Consider the following 24,475-nt stretch of genomic DNA (forward strand, 5'->3'; position numbering starts at 1 on the left):
GCTGGCCGCCCGGATCAAAGGGGAATGGCGTAATGGCAACGGTAGACCGCTGGCTGCTGCCAGATGGCATCGAAGAAGTACTGCCACCAGAAGCTGCGCGCATTGAAGTAGCGCGTCGCCAGGTGTTGGATCTGTTCCAGAGCTGGGGTTACGAGTTTGTCGTGACTCCCCATATCGAGTACCTGGAATCCCTGCTGACCGGCGCGGGCCAGGACCTGGATCTGCGCACCTTCAAGGTCATCGACCCGCAATCGGGCCGGCAAATGGGGTTCCGTGCCGACATCACGCCGCAAGTGGCGCGCATCGATGCGCACACCCTGCGGCGCGAAGGCCCGAGTCGCCTGTGCTACGCCGGTAGCGTACTGCATGCCCAGCCGCGTGCGTTGTCGTCTTCCCGTAGCCCGATCCAGTTGGGCGCCGAGTTGTACGGCGATGCCAGCCCGAGCAGCGATGTTGAAGTGATCAGCCTGATGCTGGCCATGCTGCAACTGGCGGATGTGCCGGATGTGCACATGGACCTGGGCCATGTCGGTATCTACCGTGGCTTGGCGCGCGCTGCCGGGTTGTCCGGTGAAGTGGAGCAGCAGTTGTTCGATGCCCTGCAGCGCAAGGCGATCGATGAAGTGATCGCTCTCACCGAGGGTGTGCCTGCTGAGCTGGCTGGCATGCTGCGGGCGCTGGTAGACCTGTGCGGCGGCCGTGAAGTGCTGGTGGCTGCGCGTGAGCGCCTGGCCAATGCGCCGGCACCGGTATTGGCAGCACTGGACGATGTGCTGGCAATTGCCGAGCGCCTGTCGGCACGGTTCCCGGAGCTGCCGCTGTATTTTGATCTGGGTGAATTGCGCGGCTACCACTACCACACCGGTGTGGTGTTCGCGGTATTCGTCCCGGGTGTTGGCCAGGCCATCGCCCAAGGTGGTCGCTATGACGATATCGGCGCCGACTTCGGTCGTGCGCGTCCGGCCACTGGTTTTTCCACCGATTTGAAAACCCTGGTGACCCTGGGGCGTGCTGAGGTCGAGCTGCCGTCTGGTGGCATCTGGATGCCCGACAGTACGGACGCAGCGCTCTGGCAGCAGGTTTGCCAGTTACGCCGTGAGGGTCAGCGTGTAGTCCAGGCCTTGCCTGGGCAGCCATTGGCCGCCGCCCGTGAAGCGGACTGCGACCGGCAATTGATTCAGCAGAACGGGCTTTGGCAAGTATCGCCACTGGCTTCTTGAGTTTTCCTGCCGGCCATCGCCGGCACCAAGTTTGCGCGAATGAGGACAAGTGTTATGGGTAAGAATGTCGTAGTCCTGGGCACCCAATGGGGTGATGAGGGCAAAGGCAAGATCGTTGATCTGCTGACCGAACATGCTGCCGCCGTAGTGCGCTACCAAGGTGGCCACAACGCTGGCCACACCCTGGTCATCGATGGCGAAAAAACCGTCTTGCACCTGATCCCGTCGGGTGTTCTGCGCGAAGGCGTGCAGTGCCTGATCGGCAACGGCGTGGTGGTTGCGCCTGACGCCCTGCTGCGCGAGATCACCAAGCTGGAAGAAAAAGGCGTACCGGTGCGCGAGCGCCTGCGTATCAGCCCGTCCTGCCCGCTGATCCTGTCCTTCCACGTTGCGCTGGACCAGGCCCGTGAAAAGGCGCGTGGCGAGCTGAAGATCGGCACCACCGGTCGCGGCATCGGCCCGGCCTACGAAGACAAGGTTGCACGTCGTGGCCTGCGTGTGGGCGACCTGCTCAACATGCCGCGCTTTGAAGACAAGCTGCGTGAACTTGTGGATTACCACAACTTCATGCTGGTCGGTTACTACAAAGAGCCAGCCATCGAGTTTGAAAAGACCCTGGCCGAGTGCAAGGAATACGCTGAGCTGCTCAAGCCGCTGATGCTGGACGTGACGGCCGAGCTGCACGACCTGCGTCGCGCTGGCAAGGACATCATGTTCGAAGGTGCCCAGGGTTCGTTGCTGGACATCGACCACGGTACCTACCCGTACGTGACCAGCTCCAACACTACTGCTGGCGGCGTTGCCACCGGCTCGGGCGTTGGCCCGATGTTCCTGGACTACATCCTGGGCATCACCAAGGCTTACACCACCCGTGTAGGTTCGGGCCCGTTCCCGACTGAGCTGTTCGACGACGTCGGCGCGCACCTGGCCAAGCAAGGCCACGAATTCGGCGCCACCACTGGCCGTGCTCGTCGTTGCGGCTGGTTCGATGCCGTTATCCTGCGTCGCGCTATCGATGTGAACAGCATCTCGGGCATCTGCCTGACCAAGCTGGACGTACTCGACGGTCTGGAAGCCATCAATATCTGCGTCGGCTACAAAGACGCCCAAGGCAACGATGTTGCCCCGACTGACGCTGACAGCTACGTGGGCCTGCAGCCTGTGTACGAAGAAGTGCCAGGCTGGACCGAATCGACCGTGGGCGCCAAGACCCTGGAAGAACTGCCAGCCAACGCCCGCGCCTACATCAAGCGTGTGGAAGAGCTGATCGGTGCACCGATCGACATTATTTCGACCGGCCCGGACCGCAACGAGACCATCGTTCTGCGTCACCCGTTCGCGTAATAAGCTATTGATGTAAAAAGCAAAGGGCTCCTTCGGGAGCCCTTTGTCGTTTCTGCATGGCAAGCGGCACGACCCTTGCTGTGTTTCCCTCTTTCGAGGTGCTATCAAATTAATGGCACCCGTGGTGGAGGGATTTCCAGTGTCTGCCGTTCTCTCGTTGTTACAAAGCCGTCTGTTGCGGCCGGTGTTCGTTACCCTTGGTATCGCTCTTTTGGTGCAAGTGCTGGTGGCCGTCGCGCTGACGCGGAGCACGGTGACGGCGCTGGAAGCCGATTTGGGCAATCGCCTGGGCATAGATAGCCAGAAGTTGTCTGGTGAACTGGCCCAGGCTGGCAAGGAAGTCACGTCCAGCCTGGACAGCCTCTCCGCCAGCACGCGCCAGCGCCTCACAGCCGGGCTTTCCACGCGCTTGCAGGAAGAGCAAAAGCAGTTGCGTGCGACGCTGGAAAAAGACCTGCAGGACTCCGCCAATGACATGGCGCAACTGCTGGCCTCGGTCGCGCCCCGTGCCATGTGGGACAGTGACGTGCCGACCCTTTCTGAGTTTGCCCGCCGGGCCCAGCGCAACCCCAATGTGCTGTTTGTGGTGTATGACGACGCCGCAGGCGAGCACCTGACCCGATACCTGAACCGCGAAAACCCGATCAACCAGGCCCTGCTGGCAAAGGGCGCAGGGGAACGTGCCCTGGACAAGGTGCTGGACGCGGCCAAGACAGACCCCTCCGTGTATTACGTCGAAGCCTCCATCAGCCCCAACGGTGTGGAAATCGGCAAGGTGCGCATGGGCGTGTCGACCGCGACGGTTGAAGCCGACCTGCAAGCCTTGGATAAGCGCTTTGCCGCGCTGATCGCCAGCGGTGATCAACTGGTGGGTGACAGCCTCAAGGGAGCCGCCGCTGACAGCGCCAACGCCATGGGCGCCCGGCTGCAATCGGCGCAAGCCACTGCCACGCAAATGACGGCCAATACCGCCAGCGCCGTGCAAGACGCGGCGGGCACCCTGCGCTGGCGCATCGGCATGGGGCTGGCACTGGTGGGGCTTGGGGTATTGCTGCTGATCGCCATTGTGCTGGGGCGACGCGTGGTCAATCGCCTGAAGTTGCTGATTGCCGCGATGGATGATCTGGCGGCCGGCGAGGGCGACCTCACCAAGCGCGTGCAGATCAACAGCAAGGATGAAATCGGCGATATGGCCTCGGCGGTCAATCGCTTTGTGGATAAGTTGCAGCCCATCGTGCGGGAGGCAGGCGACGTGGCCCAGCGTACTGGCGTGGAAATCGGCGCCATGACGTTGCGCAATGCTGGCGCCGATGCGGCGGCGGGCTTGCAGCGTGATGAAGTGGCCGAGAGTTTGCGCGCTTTGTCGCAAATGGCCGATGAGGCCCAGGCCGAAAGCCACGCCATGCAGGCGGCCCTGCAGCAGGTGGTGGATATTCGCCAGGCCACGGATGAGAACTCACGGACCTCGGCCGAAGTTGGCAGCTTGATCGAGGCGTTGGCGGGGCAGGTGCAGGCCGGTTCCCAGGTGATCGAACGGCTGGCGCAGCAAAGCGAACAAATTGAAGTGGTGTTGACCGTGATTCACGGTATCGCCGAGCAAACCAACCTGCTCGCTCTCAACGCGGCCATTGAAGCGGCACGGGCTGGCGAGACTGGGCGCGGCTTTGCGGTGGTGGCCGATGAAGTGCGTGCGCTGGCCAGCAAGACTCAAAGCTCCACTGGCGATATCCAGGCGCATATTGTTGCGTTGCAGCAGGGCGCGCGTGAGGCCGTAGAAACCATCGGCAAGGCGGGGCGCCAGGCCAGTGAGGGCTTGCTGGTGCTGCGCGACAGCGTGCGCTTGCAGCAGACGGTGCAGGCTTCTGTGGAGCAGGTGCATGCGGCGATTGGCCTGGCGACGCGTGCGGCCGAGCATCAAGCCCAGGGCGCGCATGCGGTGCGTGGGCGCGTGGAGGTGATCCATGCCCAGGCCGAGCGTGCGGCGCAAGCGGTGGTGGAGACGACGGCCAGTGGCAAGGTGCTGGATGGGTTGGCGGCGCAGTTGAAGGCGAGCTTGGGGCAGTTCAGGGCTTGAGGTTGTCTGGACGGGCCTCATCGCAGGCAAGCCAGCTCCCACGTTCAACTGCATTCCAAAGTTGGAACTCGGTCACTGTGGGAGCTGGCTTGCCTGCGATAACTGTTTCAGCGACTCAGATACATCCGAGTCGTGAGCAGATACACCGGCAACCCCGACACCAATATCAACAACGCCGCATACGGTGCCGCCGCCGCAAATTCCACATTCGAGGTATGCGCCCAGACGGCCGTCGCCAAGGTATTCAGCCCGGTCGGGCTCAACAGCAATGTCGCCGTCAATTCCTTCATCGCATCCAGGAACACCAAGGCAAACGCCGCCCCCAGCGCCGGAAAGATAATTGGCAGCGTCACCCGGCAAAACGCACTGAAGGACGATGCGCCTAACGTGCGCGCAGCCTCTTCCAACTGAGGCGCCGCCTTGTTCAGCGCTGTACGAATCGGCGCCTGTGCCAACGGCAAAAACAGCAGCGCATAAGCAATCAGCAATAACGCCGAGGTCTGGTACAGCGCAGGCACGTAATGCAGGGCGAAATACACCAGGGTCAGCGCAATCACCAGGCCGGGCAGGGCATGCAGTAGATACGGCAAGCGTTCGGCCCAGATTGCCAACTGTCCTTTGTAGCGCACCACCAGCAGCCCAACCGGCACTGCCAGTACCAGGCACAGTGCGGCGCCGCCCAGGGAGAGCGCCAGGGATGACAGCAGCGCCTCGCTGATCTCGGCCATCGGAAACGCCGCTGACGAACCGACGGCCAACCAATAGCCGAGCATGCCCAGCGGGATGCCGCTGCCGATGATCGCCAATGCCAGGCAATACACCTGGCCCAATGGCGCCCACTTGCCGAGTCGAACCTGCTCGGCGTGCCGCGCCGCGCCCTGGCCGATGCGCACGTGCCGGCCTTTGCCGCGTACGCGCAGTTCCAGCCATAGCAGGGTCAGGCACATCACCAGCAGCACTGCCGAGAGCATTGCCGCATTGGCATTGCTGAATTCCAGTTCGAACTGCTGGTAGATCGCGGTGGTGAAGGTCTGCAGCCCAATGATCGACAGCGCGCCGAATTCCACCAGCATGTGCAGTGCGATCAATAGTGAGCCGGCCAGCAGCGATGGCCACAGCAGCGGGAGTGTGATGCGAAAGAATACGCCCCAGCGGTTGAGTCCCAGGGTGCGGGCCGATTCTTCCAGGGAGGGGTCCAGATTGCGCAGCGTTGCCGCCACCGGCAGAAACACCAGTGGGTATTTGGACAGGCTCATCACCAGGATCGCGCCGCCGAGCCCCTCGAACTGAGCGCTCAGCGACACCCAGGTAAAACTGCTGACAAACGCCGGCACCGCAAACGGCAGGCACAGGATCACGCCCCAGATGCGCCGTCCTGGCAGGTTGCTGCGTTCCAGCAGCCAGGCCAGGGACAGGCCGATCACGCCGCAGGTCAGGGTCACGCCGACCATCAATGCCAGCGTGTTGCGCAGCAGCCCGAACACGTAAGGCCGCCACAGGAGATGCACCGCCTCCGTCCAGCCTGCCTGCCAGGCTTTGAGCCCCACATAGGCGAGCGGCAACAGGCTCAGGCCAACCAGCAACAGCACAGGTAGCAGCAGCCAGATCGACGGGCGTTTGCGACGGGGGGTGAACCCCGCGACGGAAAGCGATGGGTTCATCAGTTCAGGCCAACGTCACGTTCCAGTTCCAGGGCTTCTTCGGCGTTGCCCAGGTCTGCGGGGGTGACCGTTGGTGGCTGCAGCTCGCTAAATGGCTTGAGGCCGCGGTTCGATTCCATGCCCTTGCGCAGCGGGTACTCGGCCGACGTGTTGGTGATCACGCGCTGGCCCTCTTCGCTGGCCATGAATGCCAGCAATTGCTGAGCTTCTTTGGGATGCTTGCTGGATTTGAGTGCGGCAGCGGAGGACACGGTGATCAGACCGCCAGCATCACCATCGGTGAAGTAATGCAGCTGGGAATCCAGGTTGGTTTTTTCCTTTTTCAGGGCGAACCAGTAGTAGTTGTTTACCAGCACGGTGGCCACTTCGCCGTTTTCCACGGCTTTGAGGGCGACCATATTGTTGCTGTACACCTTGCCGAAGGCGCGCAGGCCGGTCAGCCATTCTTCCGCGGCTTCGCGACCGTGCAGCTTGATGATTGCCACGGCTTGTTCCTGGAACGCGCCGCTGGTGGGCACGAAACCGACCTTGCCTTGCCATTCGGGGCCGGCGAAATCCAGTACCGATTTGGGCAAGTCTTTTTCCGCAATCAATTTGGGGTTGAAGGCTACGACGCGGGTGCGTGCGGTCACGCCCATCCAGTTGCCGTTTTTGCCCACGTAATCCTTGGGCAGGACATCGAGGGTGCTGGCATCGATTTTTGCCAACAGGCCTTGCTCGCCGAGTTTGTTCAGGGGCGGTGATTCTTCGGTGTAGATGACGTCGGCAGGGGAGCGCTCACCTTCTTCGACGACTTGGCTGGCCAACTGGTTGCTGCTGCCTTTGCGCACGTTGACGTGGATGCCGGTCTTGGCTTCGAAGGCCTTGGCGAGTTCATCGCCGACTTCTTTGTGTTGGCCGTTGTATAAGGTCAGGGAGACCTTGTCGGCAGAATGGGCGGCGGGCGAGAGCAGGGTCAGGCTGAGTAGGGTGAGGGTCAGGCCGCGCAGAAGGGATGTCTTGAGTCGGTTGTCACGGATCATCATCCGAAGTGTTCCTCGCTTATATGCAACAAATCATTGCAAGGATAAACGATAAATCTTCTCAAGTGCGGATGAGGGGGAAATCACTGGGGAAGTTTTCAAACCCCGGAAACGAAAAAACCCGCTTTCGCGGGTTTGATCTGAATTTGGTGCCCAGGGAGAAGACTCGAACTTCCACGACCTTGCGATCACCAGCACCTGAAGCTGGCGTGTCTACCAATTTCACCACCTGGGCATTATCTAACAACGTTGCCGCTGTTGATGGGGCGAACTATACGGCGGGGCTTTTGATCTGTAAACCCCTGATTCGAAAAATATAAATCAATTTTTCCGTTAAAAATCAGATGCCTGAAACGAAAAAACCCGCTTTCGCGGGTTTGATCTGAATTTGGTGCCCAGGAGAAGACTCGAACTTCCACGACCTTGCGATCACCAGCACCTGAAGCTGGCGTGTCTACCAATTTCACCACCTGGGCAGCATCAACAACGTTGCCGTCGTCGATGGCGCGCACTATACGGAGCGATATTTGAGCTGTAAACCCCTGCCATGAAAAAAGCCTGGAAAATTTCCCCAGTGGTCGTGCAAGGTGCGCGCCGGGGGTCGCAAAGGGCTTTTAAACGCTTGTTGATACCTGAAATTTCCCGTTTCAATACGCGTATGCCAAACTAACCCGCATATAGACAAGGTGAAAACTCTCTAATGGCCGATTGGCAGTCCCTCGATCCCGAGGCCGCTCGTGAAGCGGAAAAATATGAAAACCCTATTCCTAGCCGCGAACTGATCCTGGCGCACCTCGCCGATCGTGGTTCGCCTGCTAGCCGTGAGCAACTGGTTGAAGAGTTCGGTCTGACCACCGAAGACCAGCTCGAAGCCCTGCGCCGCCGTCTGCGTGCGATGGAGCGCGATGCTCAATTGATCTACACCCGTCGTGGCACTTATGCGCCGGTCGACAAGCTGGACCTGATCCTGGGTCGCATTGCCGGCCACCGTGACGGCTTCGGCTTCCTGATCCCGGACGATGGCAGCGACGACCTGTTCATGAGCCCGGCGCAAATGCGTCTGGTGTTCGATGGCGACCGTGCCCTGGCGCGGGTTTCTGGCCTCGACCGCCGTGGTCGTCGTGAAGGCGTGATCGTCGAAGTGGTGTCCCGCGCCCACGAATCCATCGTCGGCCGTTACTTCGAAGAAGGCGGCATCGGCTTCGTTGTGCCGGATAACCCGAAGGTCCAGCAGGAAGTGCTGATCACCCCGGGCCGCAATGGCGCCGCCAAGGTCGGCCAGTTCGTCGAGGTGAAAATCACCCACTGGCCTACTGCACGCTTCCAGCCCCAGGGCGATATCGTGGAGGTGGTCGGCAACTATATGGCGCCGGGCATGGAAATCGACGTTGCCTTGCGCACCTACGATATTCCTCACGTCTGGCCTGATGCCGTGCTCAAGGAAGCCGCCAAGCTCAAGCCGGAAGTCGAAGAGAAAGACAAAGAAAAACGTATCGACCTGCGCCATCTGCCGTTCGTCACTATTGACGGCGAAGATGCCCGCGACTTCGACGATGCGGTCTACTGCGAAGCCAAGCCTGGCAAGCTGCGCCTGTTCTCCGGCGGTTGGAAGTTGTACGTCGCGATTGCCGACGTCTCCAGCTACGTGAAGATCGGTTCGGCCCTGGATAACGAAGCCCAGGTGCGCGGCAACTCCGTGTACTTCCCAGAGCGCGTGATCCCGATGCTGCCCGAGCAGCTGTCCAACGGCCTGTGCTCCCTGAACCCGAAAGTCGACCGTTTGGCCATGGTGTGCGAGATGACCATCTCCAAAACCGGCGAAATGACCGACTACCAGTTCTACGAAGCGGTGATCCACTCCCAGGCACGCCTGACCTACAACAAGGTCAGCACCATCCTGGAAACGCCGAAGACCAGCGAAGCCAAGGCCCTGCGTACCGAGTACGCTGGCGTGGTGCCGCACCTCAAGCAGCTGTACTCGCTGTACAAGGTGTTGCTGGGTGCCCGTCATACCCGTGGCGCGATCGATTTCGAAACCCAGGAAACCCGCATTGTCTTCGGCTCCGAGCGCAAGATTGCGGCGATCACCCCGACCACCCGTAACGACGCGCACAAGCTGATCGAGGAGTGCATGCTGGCGGCCAACGTGGCCACTGCCGAGTTCCTCAAGAAGCACGAAATTCCTGCGTTGTACCGTGTGCACGACGGCCCGCCGCCGGAGCGCCTGGAAAAACTTCGCGCCTTCCTCGGCGAACTCGGCCTGTCCCTGCACAAAGGCAAGGACGGCCCGACGCCGAAGGATTACCAGGCCCTGCTGGCCAGCATCAAGGACCGTCCGGATTACCACGTGATCCAGACCGTGATGCTGCGCTCGCTGAGCCAGGCGGTGTACAGCGCCGATAACCAGGGCCACTTCGGCCTGAATTACGAGGCGTACACCCACTTCACTTCGCCGATTCGCCGCTACCCGGACTTGCTCACGCACCGGGCGATCCGCAGCGTGATCCATTCCAAGCAGAACACCCCGCATGTCAAGCGCGCCGGTGCCATGACCATTCCGAAAGCACGGATCTACCCGTACGACGAAGCGGCCCTGGAACAGCTGGGCGAGCAGTGCTCCATGAGCGAACGCCGCGCCGACGAAGCCACCCGCGACGTGGTGAACTGGCTCAAGTGCGAGTTCATGAAGGATCGCGTGGGCGAGTCGTTCCCGGGTGTGATCACCGCCGTGACCGGCTTTGGCCTGTTCGTCGAGCTGACCGACATCTACGTCGAGGGCCTGGTGCACGTCACCGCCTTGCCGGGTGATTACTACCACTTCGATCCTGTGCATCACCGCCTGGCGGGCGAGCGCACCGGTCGCAGCTTCCGCTTGGGCGATACCGTTGAAGTGCAGGTCATGCGTGTCGATCTCGACGAGCGCAAGATCGACTTCGGCATGCCTGACAAGCCGGCTGAGCCTGCGGGTCGTAAAAAGCGTGGTGAAACCACAGCGCCTGGGTCCAAAGGCAAAGCGGCCACCGCAAAAGCCACGGCCGAGCCTGCGCCTGCCAAGGCTGGTCGTCGTTCTTCCGCCAAGGACAAGGCCCCTGAAGCTTACCGCCCAAGCGACGCGGCGGCGAAAAACGCCGAGCTGCGCAAGAGCCGCGAGTTGAAGCAGCAGTTGCTCAACGAAGCCAAAAGCGGTGGTAAAGCGGCGTCTGGGGGAAAGTCCCACGGGGCGGAAAAGCCGTCGAGCAAGCCAAGTAAACACCGTAAAGGCCCGCCAAAAGCGGGTTCGACTCCCGCAAAAAGCGGCGGGTCGCGCAAACCTAAGGCCAAGTCATGAGTCTGGAAAAAATCTACGGCGTGCACGCCGTAGAAGCACTGCTGCGTCACCATCCCAAGCGCGTCAAGCAGGTGTGGTTGGCCGAAGGTCGCAGCGAGCCGCGCGTACAGGCGCTGGTCGAGTTGGCTACGCAGAATAAGGTTGCCATCGGCCAGGCCGAGCGTCGTGAAATGGACGTGTGGGTCGAAGGCGTTCACCAAGGTGTGGTGGCTGACGTCAGTCCGAGCCAGGTGTGGGGCGAGGCGATGCTCGACGAGCTGCTCGACCGTACCGAAGGTGCACCGTTGCTCTTGGTGCTGGACGGCGTGACCGACCCGCACAACCTCGGCGCCTGCCTACGCTCGGCAGATGCTGCCGGCGCGCTGGCGGTGATCGTGCCTAAAGATAAGTCGGCGACCCTGACGCCGGTGGTGCGCAAGGTCGCCTGCGGTGCGGCGGAAGTGATTCCGCTGGTGGCCGTGACCAACCTTGCGCGTACCCTGGAGAAGCTCCAGCAGCGCGGCCTGTGGGTCGTGGGCACGGCGGGGGAGGCTGAGGTCAGCATTTATGACCAGGACCTCACTGGCCCGACCATCTTGATCATGGGCGCCGAAGGCAAGGGCATGCGTCGCCTTACCCGTGAGCATTGCGATTACCTGGTGCACCTGCCGATGGCCGGTAGCGTCAGCAGCCTCAATGTGTCGGTGGCGACGGGCGTGTGCCTGTTTGAAGCCCAGCGTCAGCGTGGCGCGAAAGCCAAGGCCAAGCCCAAGAAGTGATCAAGATGTGGGAGCGGGCTTGCCCGCGATGACGGAGCGTCAGGTGGCAGAGATGTTGCCGGTGCCAGGGTCATCGCAGGCAAGCCCGCTCCCACATTGGTTTTGTGGTGTTTATTCAGGATTGTTCAAATAATCACCAATTACCTTGCGCCGCTTCTCCCCCTTCTCTACAATTGCGCCCCTTGCCTTCCTGGCAGGCACCGATGTGCCTCCCCTGCGGCAAGATCCATAAGTGTCATTCACTCCTTGTCTGACCGTTTTTGAGCGGCAGGCTACAACCCGTAAGGAGCATTCATGCGTCATTACGAAATCATCTTTTTGGTCCACCCGGATCAAAGCGAGCAAGTCGGCGGCATGGTTGAGCGTTACACCAAGCTGATCGAAGAAGACGGCGGCAAAATCCACCGTCTGGAAGATTGGGGCCGTCGTCAACTGGCCTACGCAATCAACAATGTTCACAAGGCTCACTACGTGATGCTGAACGTTGAGTGCACTGGCAAGGCCCTGGCCGAGCTGGAAGACAACTTCCGCTACAACGATGCTGTGATCCGTAACCTGGTCATCCGTCGCGAAGAAGCCGTTACTGGCCAATCCGAGATGCTCAAGGCTGAAGAAAACCGCAGTGAGCGCCGTGAGCGTCGCGACCGTCCTGAGCACGAAGGCGCTGATAGCGCTGATAGTGATGACAGCGACAACAGCGATAACGCTGACGAGTAATCCACGGACCTTTTAAGGAGCCTATCAAATGGCACGTTTCTTCCGTCGTCGTAAATTCTGCCGCTTCACCGCTGAAGACGTGAAAGAGATCGATTACAAAGATCTCAACACTCTGAAAGCCTACGTATCCGAGACCGGCAAAATCGTTCCAAGCCGTATCACCGGTACCAAAGCACGTTATCAGCGTCAGCTGGCCACCGCTATCAAGCGCGCCCGCTTCCTGGCCCTGCTGGCCTACACCGACAGCCACGGCCGCTGAGACCGGGCAGTCGACAAGTAGTAAGGGATTGAATGCATGCGCGCCTTAGCTGAGTTCATCATGCGCGGTCGCGTGCAGGCCACTCTGGTAGTGGCTGGATGTGCGGCATTGCCGTTGCTTTATTGGTTGGGTGCTGCCGCAGGTTGCCTTGTGCTGCTGCGGCGCGGTTTGAAGGACGCCGTTGGCGTTCTTGCCCTGGGTTTGTTGCCGGCCTTGATCTGGTGGCTGCAAATGGGTGATCCACGGGTACTTCTGGTACTGCTGGGGTCATCGAGCCTTGCGTTGGTTTTGCGCGCAAGTGAGTCCTGGGTCCGTACGCTGCTGGTCAGCGTGGCATTGGGGTTGGTGTACTCAGTGATGCTTGGCGCGGCTTTCCGCCCGCAAATCGAGGCGCTGGCGCAGGAGATCGTCAAGATCCTGCCGTTGGCCCTCGGGGATCTCTACCAGCAGTTGTCGGTAGATGAGCGAGCGCGGTTTGCGTCACTGATTGCCCCGGTCCTGACTGGCCTGATTGCGGCTTTGTTGCAGGTCGTCAGCGTGCTGAGCCTGATTCTTGGGCGTTATTGGCAGGCGTTGTTGTACAACCCGGGTGGTTTTGGTCGCGAGTTTCGCAGTATCAGAATCCCAGCGGGGCCGGCGATGTTGCTGCTGGCGTGCATGGTTGTCGGGCCGAACTTCGGCCCACAGATGGCCTTGCTGGCGCCGATTTGCAGTGTACCGCTGGTGTTTGCCGGGCTGGCCCTGATTCATGGGCTGGTTGCGCGAAAGCGCCTGGCCAGGTTCTGGCTGGTGGGGTTGTACGTCACGCTGTTGCTGTTCATGCAGCTGATCTATCCGTTACTCGTGGTCTTGGCCATTGTTGACAGCCTGATTGATTTTCGCGGTCGTCTGGCGTCGAAAGACGCCGATAACGCGAACGGTGAAGGTTAAAAGTTAGAGGATTTTCACATGCAACTGATCCTTCTGGAAAAAGTCGCCAACCTGGGCAACCTGGGCGACAAAGTGAACGTTAAGGCCGGCTACGGTCGTAACTACCTGCTGCCATACGGCAAAGCCACCGCTGCAACCGCTGCCAACCTGGCTGCGTTTGAAGAGCGTCGTGCTGAGCTGGAAAAAGCCGCAGCAGACAAAAAAGCGTCGGCCGAAACTCGCGCTGCCCAACTGGCTGAGCTGGAAGTGACTATCACTGCCACCGCTGGTGACGAAGGCAAGCTGTTCGGTTCGATCGGTACCCACGACATCGCTGATGCACTGACCGCCTCCGGCGTTGAAGTGCAGAAGAGCGAAGTTCGTCTGCCGAACGGCACCATCCGCAACGTAGGCGAATTCGACGTAGCCGTGCACCTGCACGCCGAAGTTGAAGCCACCGTACGCGTTGTCGTGGTAGCAGCTTAAGTCGCACCTAACTGACTGGCACCTCGCGTGCCAGCCGGTTAACATCGGGCACGATCCTGTTTACAGGTCGTGCCTTTTGTTTTTCTACACACCCCAAATTCCAAGTGGCCATGAACGAAATCTCCGCTCCTGAGCAATACGATCTGCAAACCGCTGCCCTGAAGGTGCCGCCGCATTCCATCGAGGCCGAACAGGCCGTGCTCGGTGGCTTGATGCTGGACAACAACGCCTGGGAACGCGTGCTGGATCAAGTCTCGGACGGTGACTTCTACCGACATGACCACCGCCTGATCTTCCGCGCCATCGCCAAGCTGGCCGACCAGAACTCACCGATCGACGTGGTCACTCTGGCCGAGCAGTTGGACAAGGAAGGCCAGACCTCCCAAGTGGGTGGCCTGGGCTACCTCGGTGAGCTGGCAAAAAACACGCCGTCCGTCGCCAACATCAAGGCCTATGCCCAGATCGTCCGCGAGCGGGCCACGCTGCGCCAGTTGATCGGCATCAGCACTGAAATCGCCGACAGCGCCTTCAACCCCGAAGGCCGCACTGCTGCCGAGATCCTTGACGAAGCCGAGCGGCAGATCTTCCAGATTGCAGAAGCACGGCCCAAGACCGGCGGCCCGGTCAGCGTCAACGACCTGTTGACCAAAGCCATCGACCGCATCGACACCCTGTTCAACACCGACGCGGCTATTACCGGTATTTCCACCGGCTACACCGACCTCGACGAAAAGACCAGCGGCCTGCAGCCGTCCGACTTGATCATCGTCGCCGGCCGTCCGTCGATGGGTAAGACCACCTTTGCGATGAATCTGGTGGAAAACGCCGTTCTGCGCAGCGACAAGGCGGTGCTGGTGTACTCCCTCGAGATGCCAGGCGAATCGTTGATCATGCGTATGCTCTCGTCGCTGGGGCGTATCGACCAGACCAAGGTGCGTTCCGGTCAACTTGAGGATGACGACTGGCCGCGCCTGACCTCGGCGGTCAACCTGCTCAACGACCGCAAGCTGTTTATCGATGACACCGCCGGTATCAGCCCGTCCGAAATGCGCGCGCGTACCCGGCGCCTGGTGCGTGAGCATGGCGACATCGCCCTGATCATGATCGACTACCTGCAGTTGATGCAGATCCCCGGTTCCAGTGGTGACAACCGTACCAACGAGATTTCTGAAATCTCTCGTTCCTTGAAGGCGCTGGCCAAGGAATTCAACTGCCCGGTGGTAGCGTTGTCGCAGCTCAACCGCTCCCTGGAGCAACGTCCCAACAAGCGTCCGGTGAACTCCGACTTGCGGGAATCCGGAGCGATCGAGCAGGACGCCGACGTGATCATGTTCGTGTACCGCGACGAGGTGTACCACCCCGAGACGGAACACAAGGGCATTGCCGAAATCATCATCGGCAAGCAGCGGAACGGCCCGATCGGGTTTATCCGGTTGGCGTTCATCGGCAAGTACACGCGTTTCGAGAACCTGGCGCCGGGTAGCTACAACTTCGACGACGACGAGTAGTTTCAAGCACCTGTAAGGGCCTCATCGCAGGCAAGCCAGCTCCCACATGTGGAATGCGTTCTCCTGTGGGAGCTGGCTTGCCTGCGATGGGGTCACCACAATTCCGACTACTACCGTCGGAATTGGTTAAAATTTGTGCTATATTCCGCGCCCGCGATTTTTCATCTTCACACCGGTCACCGTCATGCAAACAGCCAAGCCGTTATTTGACTATCCCAAGTACTGGGCCGAATGTTTCGGTCCTGCGCCATTCCTGCCGATGAGCAGGGAGGAGATGGATCAGCTTGGCTGGGATTCGTGCGACATCATCATCGTCACCGGTGATGCCTATGTTGACCACCCATCGTTCGGCATGGCGATCATCGGCCGGCTGCTGGAGTCCCAGGGCTTTCGCGTCGGGATCATTGCGCAGCCGAACTGGCAGTCCAAAGACGACTTCATGAAGCTCGGCGAGCCGAACCTGTTCTTCGGCGTCGCGGCCGGCAACATGGACTCGATGATCAACCGCTACACCGCCGACAAGAAAATCCGCTCTGACGACGCCTACACCCCCGGCGGCATGGCTGGCAAACGCCCCGACCGTGCGAGCCTGGTGTACAGCCAGCGTTGCAAGGAAGCCTACAAGAACGTGCCGATCGTACTCGGCGGCATCGAAGCTTCCCTGCGCCGCATCGCCCACTACGACTACTGGCAAGACCGTGTGCGCAACTCGATCCTGATCGACGCCACTGCCGACATCCTGCTGTACGGCAACGCCGAGCGGGCCATCGTCGAAGTTGCCCAGCGTTTGTCGTGGGGCCACAAGATCGAAGACATCACCGATGTGCGCGGCACCGCGTTCATCCGCCGTGATACGCCAGCCGGTTGGTACGAAGTGGATTCCACGCGCATCGACCGTCCGGGCAAGATCGACAAGATCATCAACCCGTACGTCAACACCCAGGACACCCAGGCCTGCGCCATCGAGCAGGAAAAAGGTCCAGTCGACGATCCGGAAGAAGCCAAGGTTGTGCAGATCCTCGCCAGCCCGCGTATGACCCGTGACAAAACCGTGATCCGCCTGCCATCGGTGGAAAAGGTCCGCGGCGACGCGGTGCTCTATGCCCACGCCAACCGCGTGTTGCACCTGGAAACCAACCCAGGCAACGCCCGTGCCTTGGTGCAGAAGCACGGTGAAGTGGACGTGTGGTTCAACCCGCCGCCCATTCCCATGACTACCGAAGAAATGGACTACGTGTTCGGTATGCCTTACGCCCGCGTGCCGCACCCGGCATACGGCAAGGAAAAGATTCCGGCCTACGACATGATCCGCTTCTCGGTGAACATCATGCGTGGCTGCTTCGGCGGCTGCACCTTCTGCTCAATCACCGAGCACGAAGGCCGCATCATCCAGAACCGTTCCGAAGAGTCGATCATTCGCGAAATCGAAGAGATCCGCGACAAGGTGCCGGGCTTTACCGGGGTGATCTCCGACCTCGGCGGCCCGACTGCGAACATGTACCGCATTGCCTGCAAGAGCCCGGAAATCGAATCCGCGTGCCGCAAGCCGTCGTGCGTGTTCCCTGGCATCTGCCCGAACCTGAACACCGACCACTCGTCGTTGATCCAGCTGTACCGCAGTGCCCGTGCGTTGCCGGGTGTGAAGAAGATCCTGATCGCTTCCGGCCTGCGCTACGACCTGGCCGTCGAGTCGCCGGAATACGTCAAAGAGCTGGTCACCCACCACGTCGGTGGCTACCTCAAGATCGCCCCGGAACATACCGAGGAAGGTCCGCTCAACCAGATGATGAAGCCGGGCATTGGCAGCTATGACAAGTTCAAGCGCATGTTCGAGAAGTACACCAAGGAAGCGGGCAAGGAGCAGTACCTGATCCCGTACTTCATCGCCGCCCACCCCGGCACCACCGATGAAGACATGATGAACCTGGCCCTGTGGCTCAAGGGCAATGGCTTCCGTGCCGATCAGGTGCAGGCGTTCTACCCGTCGCCGATGGCCACCGCCACCGCGATGTACCACTCGGGCAAGAACCCGCTGCGCAAGGTCACCTACAAGAGCGACGCGGTGACCATCGTCAAGAGCGAGGAGCAGCGCCGCCTGCACAAGGCGTTCCTGCGTTACCACGACCCGAAGGGCTGGCCAATGCTGCGTGAAGCATTGACCCGCATGGGCCGTGCCGACCTGATCGGGTCGGGCAAGGACCAGTTGATCCCGCTGCACCAGCCGTCCACCGACAGCTACCAGAGCGCCCGGCGTAAGAACTCGACGCCGGCCGGCAGCCATAAGGTCGCCAAGGAAACCACCACCAAGATCCTCACCCAGCACACCGGCCTGCCACCCCGTGGCAGCGACGGCAGCAACCCGTGGGACAAGCGCGAGCAAGCCAAGGCTGCGGCCCAGGCGCGCAATAAGCAGGCGGCCAAAGAGCGCAGCGATGCGGCCAAGGGCAAGGGCGGCAAGCCTACGCGCAAGCCGGTTGTGCCGCGTTGATCGACGCCTGAAATGCAAAACGCCAGCCTCGTGCTGGCGTTTTGCTTTCTGGTCGGTGGTGAGTCTGTTTGGTAAGGTGGCGCCCATTAGATTGCTATCGCAGGCAAGCCAGCTCCCACACTTGGAATGCATTCCCCTGTGGGAGCTGGCTTGCCTGCGATGAGGCCGGTCTGGGCACTCTCGATTTCAAGGAAGAACACTTATGGGCAACCCCTTGCTCAACATCGGCATGGACTCCAACCGCTCCCAATTCATGGCGCGCCAGCGCATTGAGAGCCAGATCAACCTGCCGCGGCTGTTCGCCGTCATTGACGCCGACCCCAGCATCGTCGGCGCTGGCGTGGTGTACATCGACGCCGACTTCAACGTGATCACCCTGCGCGAATTCAAGCCCATCTGCAGCATCAAACCCAAGCGCGTCATTTTGCGCGAGGCGCAGAAGTACATCTCGCCGGCGCAGTTTGTCGAGCAGGTGAAGACCGACCCCCGTGAAGGGCGACTCCAGAAGGAGGCCTTTGATATGGGGCTTTCCTGTGGGGCGGCGGTGATCGGTTGGATCGTGGTGTTCAGTGGCAGCGTCGCCGTACCCTTCACCGCCGGCGCCAGTGCTTTTGTGGTGGGTATTGGTGTCACAGCGGCGCTGGCCAGCAGTGCTCAGTGCGGGTTTGGCGTGGCCCGTACCTATAACGAGATCCTTGACCCGCAAGCCAACGACCGTATGGACGACGCCCAGTGGTACGGCGCGGTGTCACCGATTCTCGATGCCGCGTCGTTGGTCGGGATCGGAACGGGAGCCTTCACCACATTAAGGCTGCTCAAGGCCAAAAAAGCCGCTGCGTTGGGCAAGAGCTGGTATGAATTGCTCAAGGGCTTGAATCGCCAGGAGCGCAAGAAGTTGACCCAGGAATTGCTCAGTCTCAAAGACCCAAGCCTGACCCCCAAGCTGCTCAAGTTGCAGCAGCGCGCCGGCACATTGCCCAAGCGCTACAGCTCCACGGAAATTCGTCATGCCACGCTCACCCAGCTCAAGGACGCCTTGGGCGGCATGTTGGGTATCTGGGGCAGCTATCGAACCGGTCACGTCGGCTCGGCGTCGACGCTTGCCATTGGCCTGTATGAGGAACTGACGGAATGAAGGGGTTTCCCGATAGGCGCAGTTTCCTTGCGCGTTATTTTCCGGTGTTCATGGGCACCATCTTCATGGCGATTTTCTCTGGTTCGGTGGCTGTCTCCACGGCGGGCGTAACCTATTTGCGCGGGGTTGAACCGGCGCTCAAGGCCAACTACTCCGGGGCTGCAATCCTGGTGCTGGTGGCAGTGTTGGTGTTTGGCAATGTGATGATTGCACGCGGGTATCCCTGGGCGACCCGGCTGGTGGCGGGCTACCTGGTGTGTTGCCTGCTGTTCGTGTTGCCGATGATTCAATACGGCCTCAATACCCTGGTGTACGGCTCGGCGGTGCTGTTTCCGCTGCTGGGCTTGCTGCTGCTCAACAGTAAGCGCCATCGTGAAATGCGCCAGCGGTTACTCGAAATACGTCACCTGCGTCGGGCGGTGATTGCGCAACGCAAGGCCCGTTGATTAGGTAGGTTTATTGGCGGTAGGTGGCCTGTTTGTTAGGGTGGCGCCCATCAGATTGCTATCGCAGGCAAGCCAGCTCCCACAGGGGAATGCATTTCAAGTGTGGGAGCTGGCTTGCCTGCGATGAGGCCGGTCTGGGCACTTTCAATGTCAAGGAAGAACACTTATGGGCAACTCCTTGTTCAACATCGGCATGGATTCCAACCGCTCTCAATTTATGGCGCGCCAGCGCATCGAGAGCCTGATCAATCTGCCACGGCTGTTTGCGGCCATCGATGCTGACCCCGGCGTTGTCGGTGCTGGCGTGGTGTATATCGATGCCGATTTTAATATCGTCACTCTGCGCGAATTCAAGCCCATCTGCAGCATCAAGCCAAAGCGTGTCATCCTGCGCGAGGCGCAGAAATACATCGCGCCGACACAATTCGCTGATCACGTAGTAAACAATCCACGGGAATCCAGGCTGATCGGCGAGGCCGTAAATACCGGAATCTCTTGCCTGGGTGCTGTCATCAGTTGGGCTGCGATTGCCAGCGGTACTATTCTGGTTCCTTTCAGTGCCGGCGCGAGCTCAGTCATTGTGGTGGTGGGGTACGCGGCCGCAGGCGCGAGTTCGCTCCAGTGCTTCAATGGCATTGCCCGAACGACCCTTGAGGTGGCCAAGCCTGAGGTAAACGATTGGCTCGACAGTGAAGGCTGGTACCAGAATGCATCCATTGTGCTGGACGCGGCATCGTTGGCCGGTGTGGGCGCTTCAGCCCTGACGACGGTCAAGCTGGTCAAGGTCGCTAAGGCATCGACGGGCAAGAGCCTGCGGGAAGTGCTACGCGGCTTGAACCGTCAGGAGAGGGCCAAGCTGACCAAGGAACTACTGAGCATCAATGATCCCAGCCTGACCTCGAAGATGCTCAAGCTCAGGCAGGCATCGGGTGAGCTCTCCAAGCGTTTCACCCCGACGCAACTCAAGCAAAGCACCAGTACTCAGATCAAAGATATCCTGGGAGCGACCGTCGGGTTCGGAGGCAGCGCCTACTCTGGGAACGTCAATACCATTGCGATAGGCTTGTACGAGGAAATAAACGAATGAGTGAGCTGATGACGCTGCGCGACTTCTTCAGGCGTCACTTCTTGACGTTTCTGGGCGGGGTATTTGCTGCGTACTTTTCGCTGGCACTTGCAGTGGCGCTGGCTTTCGTTACCTATTTTCGTGATGCGCCCCTTGCTCAAGTCGGGCTCAAGATCCTGGTCGCAGGTGCATTGCTTATCTTGTTGACGGTCCATAGCAACTTTATGATCCTGCGGGGCAAACCTTCATGGGCATGGGTGATGGTCGCCATCTACGCTGCCTGTCTGTTGTTTGTGCTCCCAATGATTCAGTACAACCCACACAGGGTTCTCTATAGCCTGTCGCTGATTTTCCCGCTGTTCGGCCTGCTGGTGCTCAACAGCAGCGGGCAGCGAGAGATGCGGGCAAAACTTGTGCAAATCCGTCAACTGCGCCAAGCCCTGAATACCAGGCGTACTACGCCTTAACTGGGTAGATTCACCACCTGCACTCAGCCCGGCGCTACAAATGTGTGCAGCGCCTGCACCATAGCCGCAACGTTGGCGCTGTTTTGGTGCTGTACTGCACCGGGCCTTACGTTTTAGTGCAATGACTGCTGCTGTGGCATAAGTCTTGCGCGCGTTGTGCTTATGCCCTGGCTCGCAGGAGGCCGCCGTGTCGATTCATGTCGCGTTGCACCACGTTACGCATTACCGCTACGACCGTGCAGTTGAACTCGGCCCGCAGATCGTGCGGCTACGCCCGGCGGCCCATAGCCGTACGCGGATACTGTCCTACGCGTTGAAGGTGTTGCCCGAGCAGCATTTCATCAACTGGCAGCAAGACCCCCAGGGCAATTACCTGGCGCGCCTGGTGTTCCCGGAAAAGACTGACGAGTTGCGCATTGAAGTCGACCTGGTCGCCGAGATGGCGGTGTTCAATCCGTTCGATTTTTTCCTGGAGCCCTACGCCGAAAATATCCCGTTCAGCTACGCCGCCGATGAGCAGCGCGAGCTGGCGCCGTATCTGGAAACCTTGCCGCTGACGCCAAGGTTGGCTGCGTACCTGGCCGGTATCGACCGCACGCCGCTGCCTGCTGTGGATTTCTTGGTCGGCCTCAACCAGCGCCTGGCCGCCGATATCGGTTACCTGATTCGCATGGAGCCGGGCGTGCAAACTCCGGAATTTACCCTGGAAAACGCATCCGGCTCCTGCCGCGACTCGGCCTGGTTGTTGGTGCAATTGCTGCGCAACCTCGGGTTGGCGGCGCGATTTGTCTCTGGTTATCTGATTCAACTGACCGCCGACGTCAAAGCCCTCGACGGCCCGTCCGGTACCGAGGTGGACTTCACCGACCTGCACGCCTGGTGCGAAGTGTATCTGCCCGGCGCTGGCTGGATTGGCCTGGATGCCACGTCCGGGTTGTTCGCCGGTGAAGGGCATATCCCCTTGGCCTGTAGCCCCGATCCATCGTCCGCCGCGCCGATCAGCGGGTTGGTGGAGCCGTGCGAATGCGAATTTACCCACGAGATGTCGGTGGAGCGCATCTGGGAAGCGCCACGGGTGACCAAGCCCTATACCGAAGCACAATGGTTGGCGATCCAGGCCCTGGGCCGGCAGATCGACGGCGACCTGCTCAAGGACGACGTACGCCTGACCATGGGCGGCGAGCCGACCTTCGTCTCTATCGACGACCCAGACGGCGCCGAATGGAACACCGCAGCCCTGGGCCCGGACAAGCGACGCCTGTCGGCCGAGCTGTTCCAGCGCCTGCGCCAGCACTATGCGCCCAAGGGCCTGGTGCATTTCGGCCAAGGCAAGTGGTACCCCGGGGAGCAATTACCACGTTGGTCGCTCAACTGTTATTGGCGCCGCGATGGCGTGCCGATCTGGCACAACAGCGCGCTGATCGCCGATGAGCAAGAGGACTACGGTGCCGACGGGGTGATGGCCGGGCGTTTCCTGGCCAGCGTCGCCGAATGCCTGAAACTGCCGGCGCGCTTTGTGTTCCCGGCGTTCGAGGACAATTTCTACTACCTGTGGCGCGAAGGGGCGCTGCCCCAGAACGTCACCGCTCAGGACCCGCGTCTGAGCGACGACCTGGAGCGTGAACGCCTGCGTAAAGTGTTCAGCCAGGGCCTGGATAAAGTCATCGGCCAAGTGCTGCCGCTGGCACGGACTGCGGCCAATGACCGCTGGCAGAGTGGGCGTTGGTACCTGCGCGACAACCATTGCCGCCTGGTGCCGGGGGATTCGCCGCTGGGCTATCGTCTGCCGCTCGCTTCGCAGCCCTGGGTGACGGCGGCGGAGTATCCGTTTGTGCATCCGACCGACCCTAACCAGGATCAGCCGGATCTGCCGACCAGCGCCCAGTTGCAAAACCATGGCGAGCCCGCGCCGGGTGATGAGCGTGTGCCCAAGGTCGACGAGTCCGCCGACTGGCTGACCCGTACCGCGCTGTGCGCCGAAGCACGGGGAGGGCGCCTCTACCTGTTTATGCCGCCGCTGGAGCGCGTCGCGGATTACCTGGAGCTGGTGGCTGCCATTGAGGCCACCGCCGAAGAGCTGCATTGCCCGGTACTGCTGGAGGGCTACGAGCCGCCAGCGGATACGCGCCTGAGCAATTTCCGCGTCACGCCAGATCCCGGTGTCATCGAGGTCAACGTACAGCCGTCCGCCACCTGGGACGAGTTGGTAGAACGCACCGAATTCCTCTACGAAGAAGCCCGGCAAACCCGCCTGACCACCGAGAAGTTCATGATCGATGGGCGCCATACCGGCACCGGTGGCGGTAACCACTTCGTACTGGGCGGTGCGACGCCCAAGGATTCGCCCTTCCTGCGCCGACCGGACCTGCTGCGCAGCCTGATCAGCTACTGGCATAACCACCCGTCGTTGTCCTATTTGTTCTCCGGCCTGTTTATCGGCCCCACCTCCCAGGCACCCCGGGTGGATGAGGCGCGCAACGATGCGCTGTATGAACTGGAAATCGCCTTCGCGCAGATGCCGGCACCGGGCGAGGACTGCCCGCCATGGTTGGTGGATCGCCTGTTGCGCAACCTGCTGATCGACGTGACGGGTAATACCCATCGCGCCGAATTCTGTATCGACAAACTTTACTCACCCGACGGCGCCACTGGCCGCCTGGGGCTGCTGGAATTGCGCGCCTTTGAAATGCCGCCCCATGCGCGCATGAGCCTGACCCAGCAGTTGTTGCTGCGGGCGCTGGTCGCGCGGTTCTGGCGCGAGCCCTATGCGCCGCCGAAGCTGGCGCGCTGGGGCACTGAGCTGCATGACCGCTTCCTGTTGCCGCACTTTATCGAGCAGGACTTTGCCGACGTGATCGTCGAGCTGAACGCGGCTGGTTACCCGCTGCGTGCCGAATGGTTCGCGGCGCATCTGGAGTTCCGCTTCCCCAAGGTGGGCGACTACGCCGTCAGCGGTATCGAACTGGAACTGCGCCAGGCCTTGGAGCCTTGGCACGTGCTGGGCGAGGAGGGCGCAGTGGGGGGCACGGTGCGCTATGTGGATTCGTCCCTGGAGCGCCTGCAAGTGAAGTTGAGCGGGTTGCCGCCGCAACGTTACCTGCTGACCTGCAATGGCGTGCCGGTGCCGCTGCAACCAACCGGCCGCGTCGGCGAGTTCGTGGCGGGGGTGCGTTACCGCGCCTGGCAACCGGCCAACTGCCTGCAACCGACCATCCCCGTGCATGCGCCGCTGGTATTCGACCTGCTCGACACCTGGATGCAGCGTTCGTTGGGTGGTTGCCAATACCATGTGGCGCACCCGGGCGGGCGCAATTACGACAGCCTGCCGGTGAATGCCAATGAGGCGGAGAGCCGGCGCATGGCGCGGTTTTTCCGCTTGGGGCATAGCCCGGGCAAGCTTGTGGTGCCGACTGTAACGGTAAACGATGAGTTGCCAATGACCCTGGATTTGCGGCGTTTCACAAAAAATAAGGAATGAACATGATCCAAGTGTGGGAGGGCTTTTGTGGCGAGGGAGCTTGCTCCCGCTGGGGTGCGAAGCGCCCCCAATAGCAGGCGACTGCTGCGCAGTCGAGCGGGAGCAAGCT

At 60.8% G+C, this 24,475-nt stretch carries 18 protein-coding genes and 2 tRNA genes; 16 read left to right on the top strand and 4 right to left on the bottom strand.

Features of this window, described 5'->3' with window-relative positions; genetic code table 11:
- Positions 1-32: 32 nt before the first annotated feature.
- The 3 genes from AC07S6_RS14115 (at position 33) to AC07S6_RS14125 (ending at position 4,638) form a co-directional block, all read left to right on the top strand.
- The gene (locus tag AC07S6_RS14115; RefSeq protein ID WP_003188066.1) at positions 33-1,220 is read left to right on the top strand and encodes an ATP phosphoribosyltransferase regulatory subunit; all 1,188 of its coding nucleotides are present in this window, start codon (positions 33-35) and stop codon (positions 1,218-1,220) included.
- A 54-nt stretch (positions 1,221-1,274) separates the two neighbouring features.
- Entirely contained in the window at positions 1,275-2,564 is a 1,290-nt protein-coding gene (locus AC07S6_RS14120) for an adenylosuccinate synthase (protein ID WP_014716669.1), read from the top strand.
- A 139-nt stretch (positions 2,565-2,703) separates the two neighbouring features.
- Positions 2,704-4,638, top strand: coding sequence for a methyl-accepting chemotaxis protein (locus AC07S6_RS14125; protein ID WP_058410306.1), 1,935 nt, complete (start codon positions 2,704-2,706; stop codon positions 4,636-4,638).
- 107 nt (positions 4,639-4,745) lie between these two features.
- On the opposite strand, the gene AC07S6_RS14130 is transcribed toward AC07S6_RS14125, so the two are convergent.
- The 4 genes from AC07S6_RS14130 to AC07S6_RS14145 form a co-directional block, all read right to left on the bottom strand.
- The gene (locus AC07S6_RS14130) at positions 4,746-6,299 is read right to left on the bottom strand and encodes an ABC transporter permease (RefSeq protein ID WP_495112498.1); all 1,554 of its coding nucleotides are present in this window, start codon (positions 6,297-6,299) and stop codon (positions 4,746-4,748) included.
- The gene (locus AC07S6_RS14135; protein WP_495112499.1) at positions 6,299-7,324 is read right to left on the bottom strand and encodes an extracellular solute-binding protein; all 1,026 of its coding nucleotides are present in this window, start codon (positions 7,322-7,324) and stop codon (positions 6,299-6,301) included. Before AC07S6_RS14135 ends, AC07S6_RS14130 begins: the two co-directional genes overlap by 1 nt.
- Before the next feature lie 144 nt (positions 7,325-7,468).
- Positions 7,469-7,556: transfer RNA gene (locus tag AC07S6_RS14140), tRNA-Leu, on the bottom strand.
- A gap of 154 nt (positions 7,557-7,710) precedes the next feature.
- Positions 7,711-7,797, bottom strand: a tRNA-Leu gene (locus AC07S6_RS14145).
- 224 nt (positions 7,798-8,021) lie between these two features.
- Here AC07S6_RS14145 and rnr point away from each other — a divergent pair.
- From rnr to AC07S6_RS14210, 13 genes are all read left to right on the top strand, one after another.
- Positions 8,022-10,649 carry a ribonuclease R gene (gene rnr, locus AC07S6_RS14150; protein ID WP_495112500.1) on the top strand — a complete coding sequence of 876 codons (2,628 nt, stop codon included), beginning with the start codon at positions 8,022-8,024 and terminating at the stop codon, positions 10,647-10,649.
- A complete protein-coding gene (gene rlmB / locus AC07S6_RS14155) occupies positions 10,646-11,407 on the top strand; it encodes a 23S rRNA (guanosine(2251)-2'-O)-methyltransferase RlmB (RefSeq protein ID WP_003188074.1) in 762 nt (253 codons plus the stop codon). The genes rnr and rlmB overlap by 4 nt, the downstream gene beginning before the upstream one ends.
- A gap of 294 nt (positions 11,408-11,701) precedes the next feature.
- Positions 11,702-12,124: a 30S ribosomal protein S6 gene (rpsF, locus tag AC07S6_RS14160; protein ID WP_003236224.1), complete on the top strand. Its 423-nt coding sequence runs from the start codon at positions 11,702-11,704 to the stop codon at positions 12,122-12,124.
- 28 nt (positions 12,125-12,152) lie between these two features.
- Positions 12,153-12,383 (top strand): 30S ribosomal protein S18, encoded by a 231-nt coding sequence (gene rpsR / locus AC07S6_RS14165; protein WP_002551829.1) that lies wholly within the window; start codon positions 12,153-12,155, stop codon positions 12,381-12,383.
- A 36-nt stretch (positions 12,384-12,419) separates the two neighbouring features.
- The gene (locus AC07S6_RS14170; RefSeq protein ID WP_495112501.1) at positions 12,420-13,313 is read left to right on the top strand and encodes a hypothetical protein; all 894 of its coding nucleotides are present in this window, start codon (positions 12,420-12,422) and stop codon (positions 13,311-13,313) included.
- An 18-nt stretch (positions 13,314-13,331) separates the two neighbouring features.
- A complete protein-coding gene (gene rplI, locus AC07S6_RS14175; protein WP_003171376.1) occupies positions 13,332-13,778 on the top strand; it encodes a 50S ribosomal protein L9 in 447 nt (148 codons plus the stop codon).
- A gap of 110 nt (positions 13,779-13,888) precedes the next feature.
- Positions 13,889-15,286, top strand: a complete 1,398-nt coding sequence (dnaB, locus tag AC07S6_RS14180; RefSeq protein ID WP_003188079.1) for a replicative DNA helicase — start codon at positions 13,889-13,891, stop codon at positions 15,284-15,286.
- A gap of 184 nt (positions 15,287-15,470) precedes the next feature.
- Entirely contained in the window at positions 15,471-17,774 is a 2,304-nt protein-coding gene (locus AC07S6_RS14185; protein ID WP_003188080.1) for a YgiQ family radical SAM protein, read from the top strand.
- 202 nt (positions 17,775-17,976) lie between these two features.
- Positions 17,977-18,909, top strand: coding sequence for an Ssp4 family T6SS effector (gene ssp4, locus AC07S6_RS14190; RefSeq protein ID WP_019818300.1), 933 nt, complete (start codon positions 17,977-17,979; stop codon positions 18,907-18,909).
- Positions 18,906-19,355, top strand: coding sequence for a hypothetical protein (locus AC07S6_RS14195; protein WP_014716677.1), 450 nt, complete (start codon positions 18,906-18,908; stop codon positions 19,353-19,355). The genes ssp4 (AC07S6_RS14190) and AC07S6_RS14195 overlap by 4 nt, the downstream gene beginning before the upstream one ends.
- A 166-nt stretch (positions 19,356-19,521) precedes the next feature.
- Entirely contained in the window at positions 19,522-20,442 is a 921-nt protein-coding gene (gene ssp4, locus AC07S6_RS14200; protein ID WP_014716678.1) for an Ssp4 family T6SS effector, read from the top strand.
- Positions 20,439-20,888, top strand: coding sequence for a hypothetical protein (locus AC07S6_RS14205; protein ID WP_020301625.1), 450 nt, complete (start codon positions 20,439-20,441; stop codon positions 20,886-20,888). Before ssp4 (AC07S6_RS14200) ends, AC07S6_RS14205 begins: the two co-directional genes overlap by 4 nt.
- A 187-nt stretch (positions 20,889-21,075) precedes the next feature.
- On the top strand, positions 21,076-24,366 hold the full coding sequence (locus tag AC07S6_RS14210; RefSeq protein ID WP_495112502.1) for a transglutaminase family protein: 3,291 nt from the start codon (positions 21,076-21,078) through the stop codon (positions 24,364-24,366).
- The last annotated feature ends 109 nt before the right edge of the window (positions 24,367-24,475 follow it).

The organism is Pseudomonas sp. GW821-FHT07B01, from assembly GCF_059419065.1.